The following is an 18,160-nucleotide window of genomic DNA, read 5'->3' on the forward strand; positions in this document are numbered from 1 at the left end:
TATGGCGCAACCTTTACTCTCCATCGAACAGCTTTCCATCGCGTTTCGCCAGCAGGAAACGGAACGTCGGGTGGTGAATACGCTCTCCTTGAGCATCAACGCCGGTGAGACGCTGGCGCTGGTGGGGGAATCGGGCTCCGGCAAGAGCGTGACCGCGCTTTCCGTGCTGCGTTTGCTCCCCTCGCCGCCCGTTGTTTATCCAGAAGGCGATATTCTCTTTCACGGCCAGTCGCTGCTTACCGCTTCTGAACAACAGCTGCGCAGCGTGCGGGGCAACCGCATCGCAATGATTTTTCAGGAGCCGATGGTTTCACTCAACCCGCTGCACAACGTCGAGCGACAGCTTTATGAGGTGCTTTCGCTGCACCGGGGAATGCGCCGCGAGCCGGCGCGCGCGGAAATTATCACCTGTCTTGAGCGCGTCGGCATCCGTCAGCCTGCTAAGCGGCTCAATGATTTTCCACACCAGCTTTCAGGCGGCGAGCGCCAGCGCGTAATGATAGCGATGGCGCTGCTGACCCGTCCCGAGCTGCTGATTGCTGACGAACCCACCACGGCGCTGGATGTGTCTGTGCAGGAGCAAATCCTGACGCTGCTGGATGAGCTGAAGCGCGAGCTGAATATGGGGCTGCTGTTCATTACGCATAACCTCAATATCGTGAAGCGGCTGGCGGACAATGTGGCGGTAATGCAGAGCGGCGAATGTGTGGAGCGTAACCGCACTGCCGCACTCTTTCTTGCGCCGCAGCACGACTATACGCGCCGCCTGCTGGATGCCGAGCCCGCAGGCGAACCGGTGCCGGTGGCGCCAGCCGCGCCGCTGTTAACCGTGGATAAGCTTCAGGTCGCCTTTCCCATCCGGCGCGGCTTGCTAAAGCGAGTGGTGGATAATCACTACGCGGTAAAAGAGATTAGCTTTACGCTGCGCCCCGGCGAGAGCCTTGGGCTGGTGGGCGAATCGGGTTCTGGTAAAAGCACTACCGGGCTCGCGCTGCTGCGGCTGCTGCCCTCTAAAGGAGAAATTATTTTTGACGGCCAGCCGCTGCATGCGTGGAATCGCAAACAGATGCTGCCAGTGCGCCATCGCATCCAGGTCGTGTTCCAGGATCCTAATTCCTCACTCAACCCAAGGCTTAATGTGCTGCAAATAATCGAAGAAGGATTACGCGTACATAAGCCCGGTTTATCCGCCGCTGAGCGGGAAGCGCACGTCACAGCCGTTATGCAGGAAGTGGGGCTGGACCCGCAAACGCGTCAGCGCTACCCGGCGGAATTTTCCGGCGGACAGCGCCAGCGTATCGCGATTGCAAGGGCGCTTATTCTTAAACCCGACCTGATCGTACTCGACGAGCCGACCTCTTCGCTTGACCGCACCGTGCAGGCGCAGGTGCTGGCGTTGCTCAAAACGCTGCAGGCCCGGCATCGCCTGGCTTACATTTTTATCAGTCACGATCTTCAGGTGGTGCGCTCGCTATGCCATCAGGTGGTGGTGCTGCGCCAGGGTGAAGTGGTGGAACAAGGAAACTGCCAGCAAATTTTTACCGCCCCGCAGGCGGACTATACGCGTCAGCTGCTTACGCTGCGCTGACGCGTTCAGAAGGGATTCTGGCCAGAAAACGTCTCTGCAATAGCCACGCCGAAATTCTTCAGGCGGCAGGTAGCGGCAAATTCATCCTGACCGTTTACAAACAGCGTAGGTTCGCCTTCGCACTCCACTACGGAGCAATCCACTTCGATATCGCTCAGCGCCTGGCTTAACTTGTGCATCACCGGCCAGGCTTTTTCGCCATCCGGACTCAGCAGCTTCAGACCCACAAGGCAATTTTCGCACGGGCCGTTTTGCTGCGGAATCGGTTCAACTTTTGAACCCGTAAAACCTGCCCGCCAACGATAGCTTTGCGGCAAGCGATGGACGATGGAGAGTTGTAACATGTTCAAATTTTGTTCCCCGAAGCCAGTAAATTTCACAAACGGTTTACATACAGGTTAACACAATGTTGAAAAAAGGTGATCAAATCAACAAAGAAACCGCTTACATGTCTTACCGCTGCGACATTACTCTTTCATTCATAAGTACTATTTTATGTGCGACAGATCGCATTTTGGCGCTATATGTACCCCTTTCTGCGATCTAACTCAACCTTTTTTACTACAGGGTTGTGACTTTTTCACCGCTTTACTTTTACATTCGCGAAACAAATTACCGCATACAAAAGACGCGCGCGTTGATATCAAATAAAAAAGGGCGCGTTTCGCGCCCTCTGTGTCACTTTGATGAAGCCGTTTACGTGCGGCGCGGCCGGCTGGCGTAAAGGTAGAAAAGCATGGAGCAGGTCGCGCAAAACGCGATAGACCAAATCATCGGCCAGGCGGAGGTAAAGGTTGATAAAGAGAGCAGTGCGCCGGTAATGGCGCCAATGCCAAAGCGGAAGGTGCCCGCAAGCGAAGAGGCGGTTCCCGCCATATGAGGAAACTCATCCAGAATAACCGCCATCGCGTTAGAGGCCACCAGCGATACGCAGCCGACAAAGGCCGCCACGCCCAGCACCAGCGCCCAGAAACCGAGGTTCAACTCGGCGCTGACCACCATCCACAACGCCATTAAGAACTGCACGTACAGCCCGTTGCGAAACATTTTAACTGCGCCAACGCGGCGAACAAAGCGGCTGTTAACGATGGTCATCAGGAACAGAAAGACGATATTCAGCGCGAAATAGTAGCCAAAGTGCTGCGGCGAAACATGGTTAAGCTCAATGTAAACAAACGGCCCGGCGCTTAAAAACGAGAACATTCCCGCAAAGCTGAAACCGCTTGCAAGCATATAGCTAAGCACGCGCTTATGGCGAAACAGCGTAGCGAAATTACCAAGCGTGGTGCGAAAGTGAAACTTCTGGCGACGTTCGACAGGCAGCGTTTCGCGTATAAGAAAGAAGATGGCGACGGAGGCGAGCAGCGCCAGTAGCGCCAGGATCCAGAAAATTGCATGCCAGTTAAACCAGACCAGCACCGCCCCGCCCGCCATCGGCGCCACCAGCGGCGCGATAGTGGTAACCAGCATAACGAAAGACATCATGCGCGAGAACTCTTCTTTCGGATAGATATCGCGCATCAGGGCGTTTATCACCACGCTTGCCGCCGCCGCAGCCAGACCGTGCAGCAGACGCATGGCGATAAGCTGGTCAACGGACTGCGACAGCGCGCAGGCGACCGCCGCCGCGGCGAAAATCAGCGTGCCGCCGAGAATCACCGGCTTGCGCCCGATACTGTCGGCCATCGGCCCGTAAAAGAGCTGGCCGATAGCGAAGCCCAGAATATAAGAGCTTAGCGTCATCTGCGTCCTGCCTGCGTCAACGCCATACTCCTGCGCAATCACCGGCAGCGCAGGCAGGTACATATCGATAGAAAGCGGCATCAGCATGGCCAACAGGCCAAGGATCAGCACAATACCCAGCGATGAATTTTGCCTCGCGGTCACAAGGTTCTCCTGAAATTAGCGTGTCGGCGCGCCGACGCTGGCGATTTCTTCTTCGGTAAGCGGGCGGTATTCGCCAGGCTCCAGCGCCGGATCCAGCGCAATCTCGCCGATGCGCTCGCGGTGGAGCGCCACCACATGGTTGCCAACCGCCGCAAACATCCGCTTCACCTGGTGATAGCGCCCTTCGCTGATGGTCAGCCGCACTTCGGTGGGCGTGATGACCTCAAGCTGCGCCGGTTTGGTGAGATCTTTTTCATTGTGCAACTGGATGCCTTGCGCAAAGCGCTCGGCCGTATCGTCCGCGACCGGCGATTCCAGCGTTACAAGATAGGTTTTCTCACAGTGATGGCGCGGCGAAGTGATGCGGTGCGACCACTGACCGTCATCGGTCATCAGCACCAGCCCGGTGGTGTCGATATCCAGGCGGCCTGCGGCATGCAGCTTGTGGGCCACCGGCACGTCAAGAAAATAGAGCACCGTCGGATGATCCGGGTCATCCGTTGAGCAAACGTAGCCCTGGGGCTTGTTGAGCATGAAGTAACGCGGGCCGGTCTGCTGCGTTAGCGCATTGCCGTCATACTCCACATCATGGTCGGGGGAGAGTTTAAAAGCGCTGTCTTTGATGATGTCGCCATCTACCGTTACCCGGCTGGCGCGAATTTCACGGCCAGCAATAGCGCGGCTGACGCCAAGCTGCTGGGCGATAAACTTATCGAGTCGCATGCGTTTTAATTGCCTGTCTTATCTGGAAAATCCAGCCTGGGCTGGTTGAGCTAACGCCTGTTGGTGAGTGAGCGGCGGAGCAAGCCGCTCAGTATAACGGGCTGTAACCGTCTCACAAGACGAAATTAATTCATGGCATAATATTAGCGTGATTCCTTTATTCAGTAAGCCAATGTTTACCCTACGCCCCTATCAGCAAGAAGCGGTGGACGCCACCCTCAGCTACTTTCGCCGTCGTCGCGATCCCGCCGTGATTGTCCTGCCGACCGGCGCAGGCAAAAGCCTGGTTATCGCCGAACTGGCGCGCGTTGCCCGCGGCCGCGTGCTGGTGCTGGCGCACGTTAAAGAGCTGGTGGCGCAAAACCACGCCAAGTATTGCGCGCTCGGACTCGAGGCGGATATTTACGCCGCCGGCCTTGCCCGTAAGGAGAGCCATGGCAAGGTGGTCTTTGGCAGCGTGCAATCCGTTGCCCGAAACCTGGACCATTTTCAGGGCGAATTTTCACTTTTGATTGTCGATGAGTGCCATCGCATCAGCGACGATGACGAAAGCCAGTATCAGCAAATCCTGACGCACCTGAAAAAGGTGAATCCTCACTTACGTCTGCTGGGGCTGACTGCGACGCCTTACCGCCTCGGCAAAGGCTGGATTTACCAGTTTCACTACCACGGCATGGTGCGCGGCGCCGAAAACGCGCTGTTCCGCGACTGCATTTATGAGTTGCCGCTGCGCTATATGATTAAGCATGGCTACCTCACGCCGCCGGAGCGGCTTGATATGCCCGTGGTGCAGTACGATTTCAGCCGCCTGCAGGCGCAGTCCAACGGCCTGTTCAGCGAGGCGGATCTCAACCGCGAACTGAAAAAGCAGAAGCGCATTACGCCGCATATCATCAGCCAGATTGAGGAGTTTGCGCAAACGCGCAAAGGGGTCATGATTTTCGCCGCCACGGTGGAGCATGCCAAAGAGATAACCGGCCTGCTGCCCGCCAGCGACGCGGCATTGATTACCGGCGAAACGCCCGGCCCGGCGCGCGACGAGCTTATAGAGGCGTTTAAAGCGCAGAAATTCCGCTATCTGGTTAATGTGTCAGTGCTTACTACCGGTTTTGATGCGCCGCACGTGGACCTGATAGCCATTCTCCGCCCTACGGAGTCTGTGAGTCTTTACCAGCAAATCGTCGGGCGCGGCCTGCGCCTGGCGCCGGGCAAAACCGACTGCCTGATACTGGATTACGCCGGCAACCCGCATGACCTTTACACGCCCGAAGTGGGAAGCCCGAAGAAAAAGAGCGACAACGTGCCTGTGCAGGTGTTCTGCCCCGATTGCGGCTTCGCCAATACGTTCTGGGGTAAAACGACCGCCGACGGCACCATCATCGAGCACTTCGGCCGCCGCTGCCAGGGCTGGTTTGAAGATGACGACGGGCGCCGGGAACAGTGCGATTACCGCTTTCGCTTCAAAAACTGCCCGCAGTGCAATGCGGAAAATGACATCGCCGCCCGCCGCTGCCGTGAATGCGATCACGTGCTGGTGGACCCGGACGATATGCTGAAAGCGGCGCTGAAGCTTAAAGACGCGCTGGTGCTGCGCTGCGGCGGCATGCAGCTGCAGCCGGGCGGCGATGAAAAAGGCGAATGGCTGAAAATTACCTATTACGATGAAGACGGCGCGGACGTTTCTGAGCGTTTTCGCCTGCAAACGCCCGCCCAGCGCACGGCTTTCGAACAGCTCTTTATCCGCCCTCATACCCGCGCGCCGGGCATCCCGCTGCGCTGGAATAAGGTAGCGGATATCGTGGCCCAGCAGGCGCTGCTGCGCCACCCCGATTTTGTGGTGGCGCGTCTTAAAGGCCAGTACTGGCAGGTGCGTGAAAAAGTCTTCGATTACGAAGGGCGCTTTCGGCGGGCAAACGAACTGCGTTGACAGGCTGATTAACGCAGCGCGGCGGTGTAATCCATCGCCTGCAAATCCTCGATAAGCGACGGCCCCTGCGGCGTCCAGCCAAGCTGTCGCTGCGTCCAGTCGCTGCTGGCGCGAAGATCGAGCGAGGCGAAGGCGGCGAACCAGCCAAAATGTTCCGCCGCCGCGGCTGGCGGCAAGGAAACCGCCTCAACGCCGAGCCCTTTCGCCACCGTCCGGGCGATATCGACAAACGCCACCGCCTGCTCCGCCACGGCGTGATAACGCTCGCCGCGGCGCCCCTGCTCCAGCGCCAGCCGGTAAAGGCGCGCCACATCGCTTACGTGCGCCGCCGACCAACAGTTTGCGCCGTCGCCGCTGTACGCCGCTACGCCTTTCTCCTTCGCCAGCGCAATATAGTAAGAGATAAGGCCTTGCCTGCGCGTATCATGCACCTGCGGCAGGCGAACGACGCGCACATCTACGCCGCTCTCCAGCGCCGCTTTGCCCGCCTGTTCCGATGCAATGCGCGGGTTAGGATGCGCAGGATTAAATACCGCCTCCGTCGCCGGGCGCCCATCGGCCCCGTCGCCCATGCCGGTGCCGGAGGTAATGATTAACGGACGGGAGCTGTCTTTCAGCGCCGCGCCAAGCGTTGTAATCACGCGCCGGTCTTTTTCGCAATTTTCAGCGAAACGGCTGAAATCGTGATCGAAAGCGGTATGAATAACGGCGTCGGCGCTTTCAAGGCCAGCAAGCAGGCTTTCGGGCTGCTCCAGCGTGCCGAGATGCACCCCAGCGCCCGCCGCCCTGAGCGCCCGGGCGCTGGCATCCGTTCGCGCCAGGCCCGTTACCTGATGTCCGGCCTTTTGCAGTTCAGGGATAAGATGGGAGCCGATAAACCCTGTCGCTCCGGTGATGAACAGACGCATAGCAGACCTCCTGAAGGAATCGTCAGGACAGGCTATACCACCGCTGATACGATAAAAGTAGTGACATTATCAGGGTATAAAACTTAACAGGATAACGAAGCCTATGGATAACCAGAATCCACTCGGCCATTTTCTTAAGGCCTGCCGGACGCGGCGCGACCCCATAGCGTTCGGCTTCCAGGCGCAACGCCGCCGTACGCCTGGCCTGCGTCGTGAAGAGGTGGCGCTGATGGCGAACATCAGTCCCACCTGGTATACGTGGCTTGAGCAAGGGCGCGGCGGCACGCCGTCGAGAGAGGTGCTTAACCGCATCGCCGCCGGCCTGCGGCTCACCGAGGCCGAGCGTGAGCATCTCTTTCTGCTCGCCTTCGGTCATCCGCCTGAATCGCGCTACCCGAGCTCAGAAACGATAACGCCCCGCCTTCAGCGCGTGCTGGATGCGCTGCCGACAAGCCCCGCCATTATCAAAAACGTGACCTGGGATGTGCTGGCATGGAATCGCGCCGCCGCCGTCATTTTGACCGATTACGCCAGGCTTACGCGGGAACAGCGCAATATTTTGCGCCTGCTGTTTAGCGACTCTCGCGTCCGGCATGGACAAAAAGAGTGGGAGCGCGTCGCAGGTCTGGTCGTCAGCGCTTTCAGAGCCGATATCGCGCGGGCCGGAGACTCGCAAGCCATGACGAAGCTGGTGGATGAGCTGTGCCAGAGCAGCGCTGAATTCGCCGCCCTGTGGCGCCGTAATGATGTGACAAGCCACGGTGAAGGCCTTAAGCAATTGCAGCATCCCGATATCGGCGAGATTGCGCTTGAGTTTTCCACCTTTGTGGTCGAAAGCCGTCCCGACCTGACAATGATGGTTTTTAATCCCGCGTCGCAAGAGAGCCAGCGGCGCATTGAAGCGCTGATAGCCGCCGCGCAGAGGTAACGAAACCGCTGTTTTGATTGTCACCGGCGTCGTTCGCGGCTATAATGCCGCCCGCTTTTGCATCCGCAAAGCCGATCATCTACCTGTTGCTGGGTCGCCTGTAACAGGATTATTTATAGAGAGACAGTCATGTTTACTATCGAAGCACAAGCACGTAAAGAGCAGGGTAAGGGTGCGAGCCGCCGCCTGCGCACAGCTAACAAATTCCCGGCCATCATCTATGGCGGCGAAGAAGCTGCAATCGCTATCGAACTGGATCACGACAAACTGATGAACATGCAGGCTAAACCTGAGTTCTACAGCGAAGTTCTGACCCTCGTTGTTGATGGCAAAGAAGTAAAAGTTAAAGTTCAGGCTGTTCAGCGTCACGCTTACAAGCCGAAACTGCAGCACATGGACTTCGTTCGCGCTTAATTGCCGCAATGATGTTCAGAAAAAACGCCGCTTAATGCGGCGTTTTTTTATGGCTGCGGTTTAGCTTACCCGCCTTGCGGCGGATAAGGCTGGTTACGATTTGCCGCTGGTGCGGCGCTGTAGCTGGTCGCGCAGGTTCGGCGGCGTGCCTTTAATGGTCAGCGTGTCGGTAGCCGGATCCCAGAAAATCCGCTCGCCAAGCAGCGTCGCATCAAAATTGATCGTCAGCCCGCCGCCGCTGCCGGCATATTTCGTCAACTGGCGCAGCGTGCTGCGATCCGCCGGGAAGCTCTCTTCCAGCTCATAACCCTGCTCGGCGGTAAACGCCTCAAAGCTCTTCTCGCCGAAATTGGACAGCTCTTTTGACAGCTCGGAAAGCGTGATTTCTTCACCCGCCTGCAGCTGCTCGTTGCAGTAGGTGTACACCTGCGCCCGCACGTTTTGTCGCTCGTTTTTATCCAGCTGCGCTTCGGCGGTGAAATCGTCCACCGCCTGCAACAGGCCGCGGTTTTGCGCTTTGGCGTTAAGCCCTTCGCTGGCGCCGAGGAAATCCATAAAGAAATCGGCGACTTTGCGCCCTACCCGCCCTTTCAGGAACGTCAGATAACGGGTCGACTCCGGATTGGTTTCCCACTCGGTCAGATCGATGCGCGCCACAATATCGGCATGGTTGATATCCAGATAATGCGTGGAGCTGATATCCAGATTTTCATTGACCCGCATGCTGCTTAAGTTATTCAGCACGGCAACCAGCAGATACTCCACCGCCAGATAACGATACTGGCAAAACAGCACTACGCCGCCGTCGGCAAAGGGGTATTTCGCCAGCTCGTCGCGCAGGCGGCCGGTGGCCGCGCGGCTGAAGGCGAGAAAATCATCTTCCCCCTTGCGGCACTGACGCAGCGCCTGGGCAAGCTCGCTCTCTTCGTTAAACAGACCATAAGCTTTGCTTTTCGCGCTATAGACGCGGTGCAGCTCGGCCATCATCTCGGAAACCGTTACGTTTGGCTCAAGCAGCGAGTCGCGCAGCACCAGCTCCAGGTTCTGCTCGTCGCGCTTAATTAACTGATGTAAGGCAATCTGGTCGATATCCAGACTCATGATAAACTCTCCTGTCAGACAGGACGGTATTCAACCACTGCCTGTCGCGCTGCGCAACCGCAGATGTTTCCTGACGTCCACCGTTGATAAAATGCGGGAAAAATGGCGGTTGCTACGGTAAGATATCGCACTTTACTGATTAAACTGATGTCGAGTTATGCCACAACTGTCCCGCTATAGTGATGAACGCGTTGAAGAACTGCTGAGTGAACTGGTGAATGTGCTGGAAAAGCACAAAGCGCCCACCGATCTGTCTCTGATGGTGCTTGGCAATATGGTCACCAATCTGATTAACACCAGCGTAGCGCCTGCGCAGCGTCAGGCGCTGGCTCGCTCCTTCGCCGAGGCGCTGCAGTCCTCCGTCCGCGAAGATAATGCGCATTAAGGGATACCGTAAACAAGCATGGTGACTAACCGTCAGCGCTACGCCGAAAAAGTCTCCCAGATGATAAGCTGGGGGCACTGGTTCGCCCTGTTCAACATTCTGTTGGCCATGGTGATGGGTAGCCGCTACCTGTTTATCGCCGACTGGCCGACTACGCTTACGGGTCGCGTTTACTCTTACGTAAGCCTGGTCGGCCACTTCAGTTTTCTGGTTTTCGCCACCTATCTGTTAATTCTCTTCCCGCTCACCTTTGTGGTGATGTCGCAGCGGCTGATGCGGTTTCTCTCCGCCCTGCTCGCGACCGTCGGGATGACGCTGCTGTTAATCGACAGCGAGGTCTTTACCCGCTTCCACCTGCACCTGAACCCGGTGGTGTGGCAACTGGTGGTCAACCCCGAACAGGGCGAAATGGCCCGCGACTGGCAGCTGATGTTTATCGGCGTGCCGGTTATTTTCCTTATTGAGATGCTCTTCGCTACCTGGAGCTGGCAGAAGCTTCGCAGCCTTACGCGGCGGCGGCGCTACGCAAGACCCGTGGCGGGACTATTCTTCGCGGCGTTTATCGCCACTCATGTGATGTATATCTGGGCGGACGCCAACTTCTACCGCCCCATCACCATGCAGCGCGCTAACCTGCCGCTCTCTTATCCTATGACGGCGCGCCGTTTTCTGGAAAAACATGGTCTGCTGGACGCGCAGGAGTACCAGCGCCGCCTCGTGGAACAGGGGGATCCGGAAGCGGTGTCGGTGCAATATCCGCTAAGCGACCTGCGTTATACCGATATGGGCGCAGGTCATAACGTGCTGTTTATTACCGTGGATGGTCTTAACTATTCGCGCTTTGAAAAGCAGATGCCAGGGCTTGCGCAGTTCGCCCAACAGAACGTGAATTTCACCCAGCACATGAGCTCAGGCAACTATGTCGATAACGGCATCTTCGGCCTGTTCTATGGCATTTCGCCGTCTTATATGGATGGCGTGCTGTCGGCGCGTATTCCGGCGGCGCTGATTACCGCGCTGAACCAGCAGGGCTACCAGCTTGGCCTGTTCTCGTCGGACGGCTTCAACAGCCCCCTCTATCGCCAGGCGCTGCTTTCAGATTTCTCGCTGCCTGCGTCCCGTCGCCAGAGCGATGAGCAGACCGCCTCGCAGTGGATAAGCTGGCTTGATAAATTCGCCTCCGAAGATAACCGCTGGTTCTCCTGGGTCGCGTTCAACGGCACGGCGATTGAAGATACTCAGCAGGCTAACTTCACGCGCCGCTATAGCCGCGCGGCTGAAAACGTCGATGCGCAGATTCAGCGCGTGCTGTCGGCCCTGCAGAGCACCGGCAAGCTTGATAATACGGTGGTGATTATTACCGCCGGGCGCGGCGTGCCGCTGGGCAGTCAGCAGGAGAGCTTCGGCTGGAGCCGCCCGCGCATTCAGGTGCCGCTGGTTATCCACTGGCCGGGCACACCTGCCCAGCGCGTAACCAAGCTCACCACGCATCAGGATGTGATGACAACGCTGATGCAGCGTCTGCTGCATGTGCGCACGCCCTCTTATGAATATTCACAGGGTGAAGACTTGTTTGCGCCGGTGCGCCGCAATAACTGGGTCGTAAGCGCCGACAGCAACACGCTGGCGGTGACGACGCCGCAGATGACTTTAGTGCTGGATAATAACGGCAACTACCGTCTCTATGACCTGAGCGGCGAGCGCATGAACGAAGATAAACCGCAGTTGGGCTTGCTGCTGCAGGTGCTGACGGAAGAAAAACGCTTTATCGCTAACTGATTGATTATTTATAAATCAGTCAGCCAGCCGCACCCTTGCAATCAGCGAAGAAACGGGTAGTATAAGCCTCCACGTGTCGGCACGTAGCGCAGCCTGGTAGCGCACTGTCATGGGGTGTCAGGGGTCGGAGGTTCAAATCCTCTCGTGCCGACCAAAAAATCCCAAAAAAAACCAACCCATTGCGGTTGGTTTTTTTATGCCTGCGATTTGGCAATGGCAAAATGATGGTAACACCTCTGTAATTTCTTCCTGAATACCCCGTATTTAGAACTTGCTTAGTTGCCACACGCACAGCAGGTGAGATGATCGAAGCGTCTTTAGAATGCGGCGCTAGCCAAAACGCCTGCGCTCCAGTGCCAGCTCAATAATGCGCCCTGATATATCCGGACGCTGAGCCTCGTAGCGGCAGGTCGGCAGAGACAAAGCTGTAAGCCTGCAGGCACGACGTTGCGACAGACCGGTCGCATCACACATAAATTCAACGGCTTCCCGCTTCTGGTCTGTCGTCAGTACTTTCGCCCCAGAGCCATCTAAAGTGCCTCCTTATCCGGCATGGCTTCGGCAAGCAGCTTCCTGAGTCTGGCGTTCTCTTCCTCAAGTGAAGTGGTCAAGTAATATTGGCCACGGTTTTACAGTAAAAATGGTATCCGTTCTCTGACTCTTCCGGCGTCAGCCCACCGTTATAATGGTGAGGTCTGACGCTATTGTAGTAGTTCAATATATAATCATTGATCTGCTGCCGGGCCTCGTCCTTACCTGCGTAACCAGTCACTGGTACCCATTCTGTTTTCAGGCTGCGGAAGAAGCGCTCCATGGGGCTATTATCCCAGCAGTTTCCCCGTCGACTAACGCTTTGTTTTATTCTGTAACGCCAGAGAAGTTGTTGATATTGCTAGTCTGTATACTGGCTTCCCTGACCGCTATGGAACATGACATCACGTGGTTAACCACGCGTCTCATATGCCATCCGCAGAGCGCTGCTTATCAGTGCGGTATCGGCATTTGCTGACAGACTCCAACCGATAACTCTGCGGGCAAAAAGATCCATGACAACCGCCAGGTAGCACCAGCAGTTTCCGGCCTGGACATACGTAATATCTCCGCACCACACCCGGTCTGGTTCCGGTACAGGGAACTGACGCCCGAGCCATAAAGCAGGTCGCAAAGGAATACCGCAGCCAGTATCTGACCTGGCGCATCAAAGGCAGAACGCAGACCAATGTGAATCTGAATGACCAGGCGGACGAATTTTTACCCCGCGGAATTAAAAAATTCCACTAGATATATTCATTGAAAATATGAACGACGCGTTAAACATAATTTAATTCAATTCCTGTTAATTTTCATTACAGTAAAGCCATTGTACATTCTTTCGGCACGGCTAATGTATTGACTGTTAATGCTTTCTGAAAGGAATACAGAATGAGCCATTCGTACATATACAACCGCGTTCCCCCTTCCCGAAATATCTCCTGGCAATACATCCTGCTGCAACTTGCAGGGAGGGGATTATGATAATCAGCCCGCCATTTATCCGCGAACAGAATGCCAGTGACAGTGATTATGCCTGGGTAAACAGTATGCTTCCCATCGATGCACGCCGGAGTTTTCCGCTCAACGCGCATGGCTCCTGGCATGGTGGCGTACACGTCACTCATACCGACGCGACCAGCCGCCCGGAAATGCTTCGGGCTATTGCCGACGGGGTGGTGGTCTCCTTTCGCAAACCTTCAGCGCTGGAAAAACGCGATGCGTTCCCGCTGAACTACAACGGAAAAACCGATGACGGTTATGTGCTGCTGAAGCATGAAACCGCCATTGGTAGCGGAGACAGCGGCAGCATTGTTTTCTATTCCCTTTACATGCATCTTCAGAACCGGCTGGATCCGGCCATCGTGGAAGGGGCCAAAATCTGGCGTAAGGATGTTATTGGACAGAGTGGCATGGTGGACGGCGCGAATGCCTTCCATTTTCAGGTATTCTGTGACGACGAGAACATGATGAAGCTGACCGGACGAACCACTCCGGGGCTGAATATTGCGGCAGATGGCAGAACGGACACCGTATACGGTGATATTCATTTTTATCTGCCTGCCGGGACGGTATTTTACGATCAGATCCCGGACATGGCTTCCCCGAATGTTTCTCAGCTCAAAGTCGTTTATATCAGCACCGAGCCGCTGTACGTCAGTATGACCTTCGAAAAAGGTAGCTGTACGATGGTCACACGCAGGAAAAATGCGACCTATGATTTTGTTTATGACAAAGTTGGCGATCCCTTAGTGGATACTGACTACGTTAAACATAGCGGTAACTCTGAGGGATACGAATACAGCCTATACCGCACAGCGCTTCATCTATACCCGCAAAATCCATCTGCCGGGTTTGAGTTACTACGCTTTGGTCGAGTTATCAGCACAGATACCACTCTGACACCCGTAAATGCCCCGTTATGGCGAACCGTTAGCTTCCCCGGTGGCACAGGCATGGTCAATCTGGCCGTCCCTGAGATAAAAAAATTCAGCGATGCGGATTTCCCCCACTGGACAGGGTGGTGGATGGTGGACGACGACACCGACAACAACAGCCAGTGCAATTCGTTATTTGTGAAGTCATTACAGAAAGACGGGCATTTCAGTGCGATAAGCAGCCGGCTGGTTTGCCGGTTCCCGCTGGAATGGAACGCAGCCACCTTTGACCAGCGTTATTCGTGGTTAAAATCAGGTAATGACGATATTCCGGCCATGCAGGATGCGGACTATGAAAAAATTAAAACCCATGCATCCGCGCTGTGTTTCGACCCGGGAGCGCTTGGCTCAGGTCACTTGTGGCATTTTCACCCGGCAGAATTTATCAGCCACTTTCGCAAATGTGGCTGGCTGAGCAAACAGGAGCTGAAACAGCTTGTTCCCATGCACGGCATCCGCAACGCAGGGAAAGCAAAAGGCATGGTATGGGAGTCCATCCCTTATCATGACGGGGAAAAAAATCTGGCTGAGCGCATCAATGTCCCACTTAATCAGGCGATGCAGAAATACCTTATAACTACGCCTCTGCGTGTCGCCTGTTTCCTGGGAAATGCCATTCAGGAGACCCAATGGTTAACCCGTACGGAAGAAGGTGGAAGCACCCAACTCTGGTACTACCCGTGGCACGGCCGCGGACTGCTACAACTGACGAACCCGCGCAACTATTTCCGTTATTTCACCTTCTGCGGTAAATCATATCCGGAAAAGGTCAGTCAGGACCTGATAACGGAATACATCCGATTATCGAGACTGTCGGGAGAACAACGACATAAAGGTAATAAGCTGGCTGATACAGATCATCCTGCCTTACCTGTAAATGTGATTGAGTTGAGAGATACAGTAGCCAGTTCTGACGAAACAGTGGCAGATAGTGCAGGGTTCTACTGGTCTATGAATCCAATGGCTTCTTACGCAGATGAAGAACACACTCTGGAACGATGCATCGTCAGCGCCGGTATGCGAACACGAATTTACTACCGCAGCCCGGCATTCTGGAAAGCCTGCGCCACGGTGAATCTACCCGGAAAGAGAGATGATTTATATTCAACCGCCCTGAATGGTTTTGAAGCCCGTTGCTGTGTGTATGGTAATGCCATATCGGTACTAACTGAAATGAAGCTCCCAGCAGAAAATCAAAAGACAGTGAATGACCAGCCAGAATCTGGTCAGCTAAGGAGAGCAAAATGAATAAACAACTTCTACTACTTATACTGGTGATTTGTCCTTCTGTTGTATGGGGAGAAATAACACCAGAAGTAAATATGCCGGATAACATCAGCGAAACGCAACCTGTCATGAACAGATTAGAGGAACAGTATAGCGATTATAACGCTATTACTAACAGCGGTTGCGGCGATGTCACCTTCAAAGACTTCACGCCAGAACCCTATCGCTCCCAAAAAGATAAGAAAAATAACCCTGTATATAAGGGGATAACTTTTTGGGTCTGCGATTTTGAGAACACTGTGAAAGAAGATGGTTTCGGCCCTGGCCGACTGCTCCCGGAAAAGGTCTATTTTGATAAAAAAAGTGGGACCTGGAAGAAAAAGAAATACCACCTGAGCAAGGACGAAACGAAAGAGTCATTACGCCGTTACGGGATCAGTAATATAAGCGACCTGCAACCAGTGGCTTTGTACAACATCGAGTCCGTAAACGCCAAAGGGTATGCCGTCATTAACAGCAACATCCCCAAAGAAGACAGGGACCACGGAGTAAAAGGCAAAACAATTTCATTCTGCCTGATGCACGATGGTGATGCTCTGTGCGGCTCTGGCCCGATGGTTTACACGTTTGACGGCAAGGATGTTGATTTCAGCCCCTATGTGCTCAAATCCCTTGAGACTATTGAAATGGGCCTCCCGTCAAATCTGTAAGCAAGTCGCTCCGATAGAGTCATTATTAAAAAGCCCTGCGGGGCTTTTTTGACGGTGGTGTTATTTCAATACCTACTGAACAGAGGTTCCCCAACGTTCGTGGTGAATTAGCAAATGAAAAACCAGAATCAAACTAGCTTCGGAGAGAAATATGAAATTATTAATCTCATTAATTGCAATACTTGCATCTTCCTTATCGATTAATGCAAGAGCGAATGAGCTAATATTTAAATGCTCAACACAAAATAATAAATCAATCTCTATCTATCAAGATGGGTATAACTTAACGTATAAATTCGGAAAAAAATTCCAAACCAGAAATGGATTTAACAAAAAACACCTAAGTATTACGCAAGAAATTCCTGTTGGTACGGGGCTAAACAGCTCAGTAGAGTTTAAAAATGGTATCTATAGCTACACGATAAACGAAAGTTTAAACAGAGTTAGTGATGAACATGAGGCATCTGCATGGCTGGATGTATCGAAAAATAAAGACATTATTAGTTCAATAGACTGTAACATCGACTACGGCTCGCTTTCTGATATCAAGTAAATTGATGTAGCCCCCTTATCGCGAGGGGATTAAAGCCGGTATTGCGGATGTATCCGCCGTTGAATCCTAAAGCCCTGCGGGGCTTTTTTATGCCTTTCACCGGATACTATTTAACATAGCCCCCGCGCTCTCTGGCCGTTCTTCATACAGCGCGTTAAGCTGACAGAAAGGCAACCCGGAGCAATTACATGCTAATGACTAAAGCCGCCTACGCCCGCCACAAAGGTGTAAGCCGCCAGACCGTCTAGGACTGGATAGCTAAAGGTGAGGTTGTGCTGGTGGGCAGTAAAATCGATGGTGCTGCCATACAACAAAAGGCAACAGGATTAGTTGCCCCTGCTGCATGGTGTGACGATAGCAAGCGGGTAAACATTTCATCGAAGGCTGCGCTGTTTTCTCAGGATAGCGATTATCTGGAAGAGAAAAATCAGATGATCCCCGTTAACCCTGACGAAGCGGCGGCAATCGTGCTGGCGCTCGATGACATTTATCCACCAGCAACGGACTACGAGGAACTACAGGCCCGCATTTTTGATGCTGTGGACGCGCTTGGGCTTGGGATCAAAACGCTGGATATTAAAGGCGATGAAGAACATATCACAGGGATAGCCATTTATGACCCTGAGCAGTGCCGCGAAGTGCAGACATTGCGCTGGTCCAGCAGCCGGTGAAGGTCGCTCGAGGTGCGCCGCCTGTCAGCATCGCATGAAAAACCCCGGTTTTATGCCAGAGTGAAGCACCCCGCGAGCGAGAATTACGCCGGGTGCGGGGGTTGTGCACTGCCCTGTGGGGCGAGGATGAACCGGAAGTAAATAATCTGTTACGTAGACCAAGCTCTTTCCCGAAGCCCAAAGGGATGCACTGGCGCGCCTATGAGAAAAAGTGCAAACAGATAGTACAGAGTGAAGACCATTATTTTCGTGGTCTGCTGGTGGTGCTGGATCGTCATTACTGGGGCAGACGATGAGCAGACCGACAAAATACCGTGATGAATTTGCCGATATGGCGTTGAGGTTGTGCCGTATGGGGCTGACCGATGCGGAAATGGGTACAGTGCCTGGTGTCGATGAGCGCAAGATAAATCACTTTAAAAAGCGCTTTCCACAGTTTTTTTTCAGTCCCAAAAGAGGAAAGTTATTTGCAGATGCGCTCGTGGTCGAGGCGCTGTACCAGAAAACCACAGGCTACCAGCATCCGGAAGACGATATACGGGTTATCAATGGTAAAGTGGTGAAAACGCAAACCGTCCGGCACTACCCGCCAGATACCGCCGCCTGTATTTTCTGGCTGAAGAACCGCCGGGGTGAATACTGGCAGAACAAGCCCCAGCCACCGGAGCGGGAAATTGTTATTGTCCACAATGCGCTGCAAATTTCCGAAGCCGTGCAACCACCAGCCCCTACAGGCGAAGATTAAAACAGCAAGAATTTCGGGGTTTAACGGGTCTGACCGGTTTTTTCCGAATCTTTTGCGTGTTTTAACTTACGGTTGTGCAATGTTTTCAAAGGTACTTCTGGTGAGATGGCCTCGCCACGGAGGCACGGACGCGCGGGGAAAGGCTG

16 protein-coding genes, 1 tRNA gene and 2 pseudogenes are annotated in these 18,160 nt (G+C 54.4%); 12 read left to right on the top strand and 7 right to left on the bottom strand.

The genetic code is table 11. The features are described 5' to 3' along the window. Position 1: 1 nt before the first annotated feature. Positions 2–1,588: a microcin C ABC transporter ATP-binding protein YejF gene (gene yejF, locus MT962_RS18580; RefSeq protein ID WP_247366195.1), complete on the top strand. Its 1,587-nt coding sequence runs from the start codon at positions 2–4 to the stop codon at positions 1,586–1,588. A 5-nt stretch (positions 1,589–1,593) separates the two neighbouring features. Here the strand turns inward: yejF and MT962_RS18585 are convergent, their stop codons facing one another. From MT962_RS18585 to rsuA, 3 genes are all read right to left on the bottom strand, one after another. Further along, on the bottom strand, positions 1,594–1,938 hold the full coding sequence (locus MT962_RS18585; protein WP_024556296.1) for a YejG family protein: 345 nt from the start codon (positions 1,936–1,938) through the stop codon (positions 1,594–1,596). 346 nt (positions 1,939–2,284) lie between these two features. After that, positions 2,285–3,475, bottom strand: coding sequence for a Bcr/CflA family multidrug efflux MFS transporter (locus MT962_RS18590; protein ID WP_024556295.1), 1,191 nt, complete (start codon positions 3,473–3,475; stop codon positions 2,285–2,287). A gap of 15 nt (positions 3,476–3,490) precedes the next feature. After that, positions 3,491–4,198, bottom strand: a complete 708-nt coding sequence (rsuA, locus tag MT962_RS18595; RefSeq protein ID WP_247366196.1) for a 16S rRNA pseudouridine(516) synthase RsuA — start codon at positions 4,196–4,198, stop codon at positions 3,491–3,493. A gap of 172 nt (positions 4,199–4,370) precedes the next feature. Between rsuA and MT962_RS18600 the strand changes: the two genes are divergently transcribed. Further along, entirely contained in the window at positions 4,371–6,125 is a 1,755-nt protein-coding gene (locus MT962_RS18600; protein WP_247366197.1) for a DEAD/DEAH box helicase, read from the top strand. An 8-nt stretch (positions 6,126–6,133) separates the two neighbouring features. Here MT962_RS18600 and MT962_RS18605 read toward each other — a convergent pair whose 3' ends face one another. After that, positions 6,134–7,033, bottom strand: coding sequence for an SDR family oxidoreductase (locus MT962_RS18605; RefSeq protein ID WP_247366198.1), 900 nt, complete (start codon positions 7,031–7,033; stop codon positions 6,134–6,136). Positions 7,034–7,136: 103 nt separating this feature from the next. On the opposite strand from MT962_RS18605, the gene MT962_RS18610 reads away from it, so the two are divergent. Together MT962_RS18610 and rplY are read left to right on the top strand one after the other, a co-directional pair. Further along, entirely contained in the window at positions 7,137–7,961 is an 825-nt protein-coding gene (locus tag MT962_RS18610) for a helix-turn-helix transcriptional regulator (RefSeq protein WP_024556291.1), read from the top strand. Positions 7,962–8,090: 129 nt separating this feature from the next. Continuing rightward, the gene (gene rplY, locus MT962_RS18615) at positions 8,091–8,375 is read left to right on the top strand and encodes a 50S ribosomal protein L25 (protein ID WP_024556290.1); all 285 of its coding nucleotides are present in this window, start codon (positions 8,091–8,093) and stop codon (positions 8,373–8,375) included. 93 nt (positions 8,376–8,468) lie between these two features. Here the strand turns inward: rplY and yejK are convergent, their stop codons facing one another. Then, entirely contained in the window at positions 8,469–9,476 is a 1,008-nt protein-coding gene (gene yejK, locus MT962_RS18620) for a nucleoid-associated protein YejK (RefSeq protein WP_247366199.1), read from the bottom strand. 157 nt (positions 9,477–9,633) lie between these two features. Here yejK and MT962_RS18625 point away from each other — a divergent pair, with 157 nt between their 5' ends. From MT962_RS18625 to MT962_RS18635, 3 genes are all read left to right on the top strand, one after another. Next, the gene (locus tag MT962_RS18625; RefSeq protein WP_024559658.1) at positions 9,634–9,861 is read left to right on the top strand and encodes a YejL family protein; all 228 of its coding nucleotides are present in this window, start codon (positions 9,634–9,636) and stop codon (positions 9,859–9,861) included. Between the two features lie 18 nt (positions 9,862–9,879). Next, on the top strand, positions 9,880–11,640 hold the full coding sequence (gene yejM, locus MT962_RS18630) for an LPS biosynthesis-modulating metalloenzyme YejM (protein WP_247366200.1): 1,761 nt from the start codon (positions 9,880–9,882) through the stop codon (positions 11,638–11,640). 77 nt (positions 11,641–11,717) lie between these two features. Further along, positions 11,718–11,794: transfer RNA gene (locus tag MT962_RS18635), tRNA-Pro, on the top strand. A gap of 179 nt (positions 11,795–11,973) precedes the next feature. On the opposite strand, the pseudogene MT962_RS18640 reads toward MT962_RS18635, so the two are convergent. Beyond that, a pseudogene (locus MT962_RS18640) lies at positions 11,974–12,242 on the bottom strand (IS3 family transposase); the annotation flags it as partial. Positions 12,243–12,247: 5 nt separating this feature from the next. Further along, positions 12,248–12,787 (bottom strand): annotated as a pseudogene (locus tag MT962_RS18645) (IS3 family transposase); the annotation flags it as partial. 364 nt (positions 12,788–13,151) lie between these two features. Between MT962_RS18645 and MT962_RS18650 the strand changes: the two are divergent. The 5 genes from MT962_RS18650 to MT962_RS18670 all read left to right on the top strand — a co-directional run bounded on the left by MT962_RS18650 (position 13,152) and on the right by MT962_RS18670 (position 18,014). Further along, complete coding sequence (locus tag MT962_RS18650) at positions 13,152–15,356, top strand: M23 family metallopeptidase (RefSeq protein ID WP_247366201.1); 2,205 nt, start codon at positions 13,152–13,154, stop codon at positions 15,354–15,356. Beyond that, positions 15,353–16,045, top strand: a complete 693-nt coding sequence (locus tag MT962_RS18655) for a hypothetical protein (protein WP_024556285.1) — start codon at positions 15,353–15,355, stop codon at positions 16,043–16,045. The genes MT962_RS18650 and MT962_RS18655 overlap by 4 nt, the downstream gene beginning before the upstream one ends. A gap of 151 nt (positions 16,046–16,196) precedes the next feature. After that, on the top strand, positions 16,197–16,598 hold the full coding sequence (locus tag MT962_RS18660; protein ID WP_152527551.1) for a hypothetical protein: 402 nt from the start codon (positions 16,197–16,199) through the stop codon (positions 16,596–16,598). Between the two features lie 278 nt (positions 16,599–16,876). Further along, a complete protein-coding gene (locus MT962_RS18665) occupies positions 16,877–17,269 on the top strand; it encodes a hypothetical protein (protein ID WP_247366202.1) in 393 nt (130 codons plus the stop codon). A 292-nt stretch (positions 17,270–17,561) separates the two neighbouring features. Continuing rightward, positions 17,562–18,014: a terminase gene (locus MT962_RS18670; protein ID WP_247366203.1), complete on the top strand. Its 453-nt coding sequence runs from the start codon at positions 17,562–17,564 to the stop codon at positions 18,012–18,014. Positions 18,015–18,160: the final 146 nt, after the last annotated feature.

The sequence above is a fragment of the Franconibacter sp. IITDAS19 genome (genome assembly GCF_023079515.1).
GTDB lineage: Bacteria > Pseudomonadota > Gammaproteobacteria > Enterobacterales > Enterobacteriaceae > Franconibacter > Franconibacter pulveris.

Coding starts and splice junctions, on each gene's coding strand:
- yejF (WP_247366195.1), top strand. CDS start 2: ATGGCGCAACCTTTACTCTCCATCGAACAGCTTTCCATCGCGTTTCGC.
- rsuA (WP_247366196.1), bottom strand. CDS start 4,198: ATGCGACTCGATAAGTTTATCGCCCAGCAGCTTGGCGTCAGCCGCGCT.
- MT962_RS18600 (WP_247366197.1), top strand. CDS start 4,371: ATGTTTACCCTACGCCCCTATCAGCAAGAAGCGGTGGACGCCACCCTC.
- MT962_RS18605 (WP_247366198.1), bottom strand. CDS start 7,033: ATGCGTCTGTTCATCACCGGAGCGACAGGGTTTATCGGCTCCCATCTT.
- MT962_RS18610 (WP_024556291.1), top strand. CDS start 7,137: ATGGATAACCAGAATCCACTCGGCCATTTTCTTAAGGCCTGCCGGACG.
- rplY (WP_024556290.1), top strand. CDS start 8,091: ATGTTTACTATCGAAGCACAAGCACGTAAAGAGCAGGGTAAGGGTGCG.
- yejK (WP_247366199.1), bottom strand. CDS start 9,476: ATGAGTCTGGATATCGACCAGATTGCCTTACATCAGTTAATTAAGCGC.
- MT962_RS18625 (WP_024559658.1), top strand. CDS start 9,634: ATGCCACAACTGTCCCGCTATAGTGATGAACGCGTTGAAGAACTGCTG.
- yejM (WP_247366200.1), top strand. CDS start 9,880: ATGGTGACTAACCGTCAGCGCTACGCCGAAAAAGTCTCCCAGATGATA.
- MT962_RS18650 (WP_247366201.1), top strand. CDS start 13,152: ATGATAATCAGCCCGCCATTTATCCGCGAACAGAATGCCAGTGACAGT.
- MT962_RS18655 (WP_024556285.1), top strand. CDS start 15,353: ATGAATAAACAACTTCTACTACTTATACTGGTGATTTGTCCTTCTGTT.
- MT962_RS18660 (WP_152527551.1), top strand. CDS start 16,197: ATGAAATTATTAATCTCATTAATTGCAATACTTGCATCTTCCTTATCG.
- MT962_RS18670 (WP_247366203.1), top strand. CDS start 17,562: ATGAGCAGACCGACAAAATACCGTGATGAATTTGCCGATATGGCGTTG.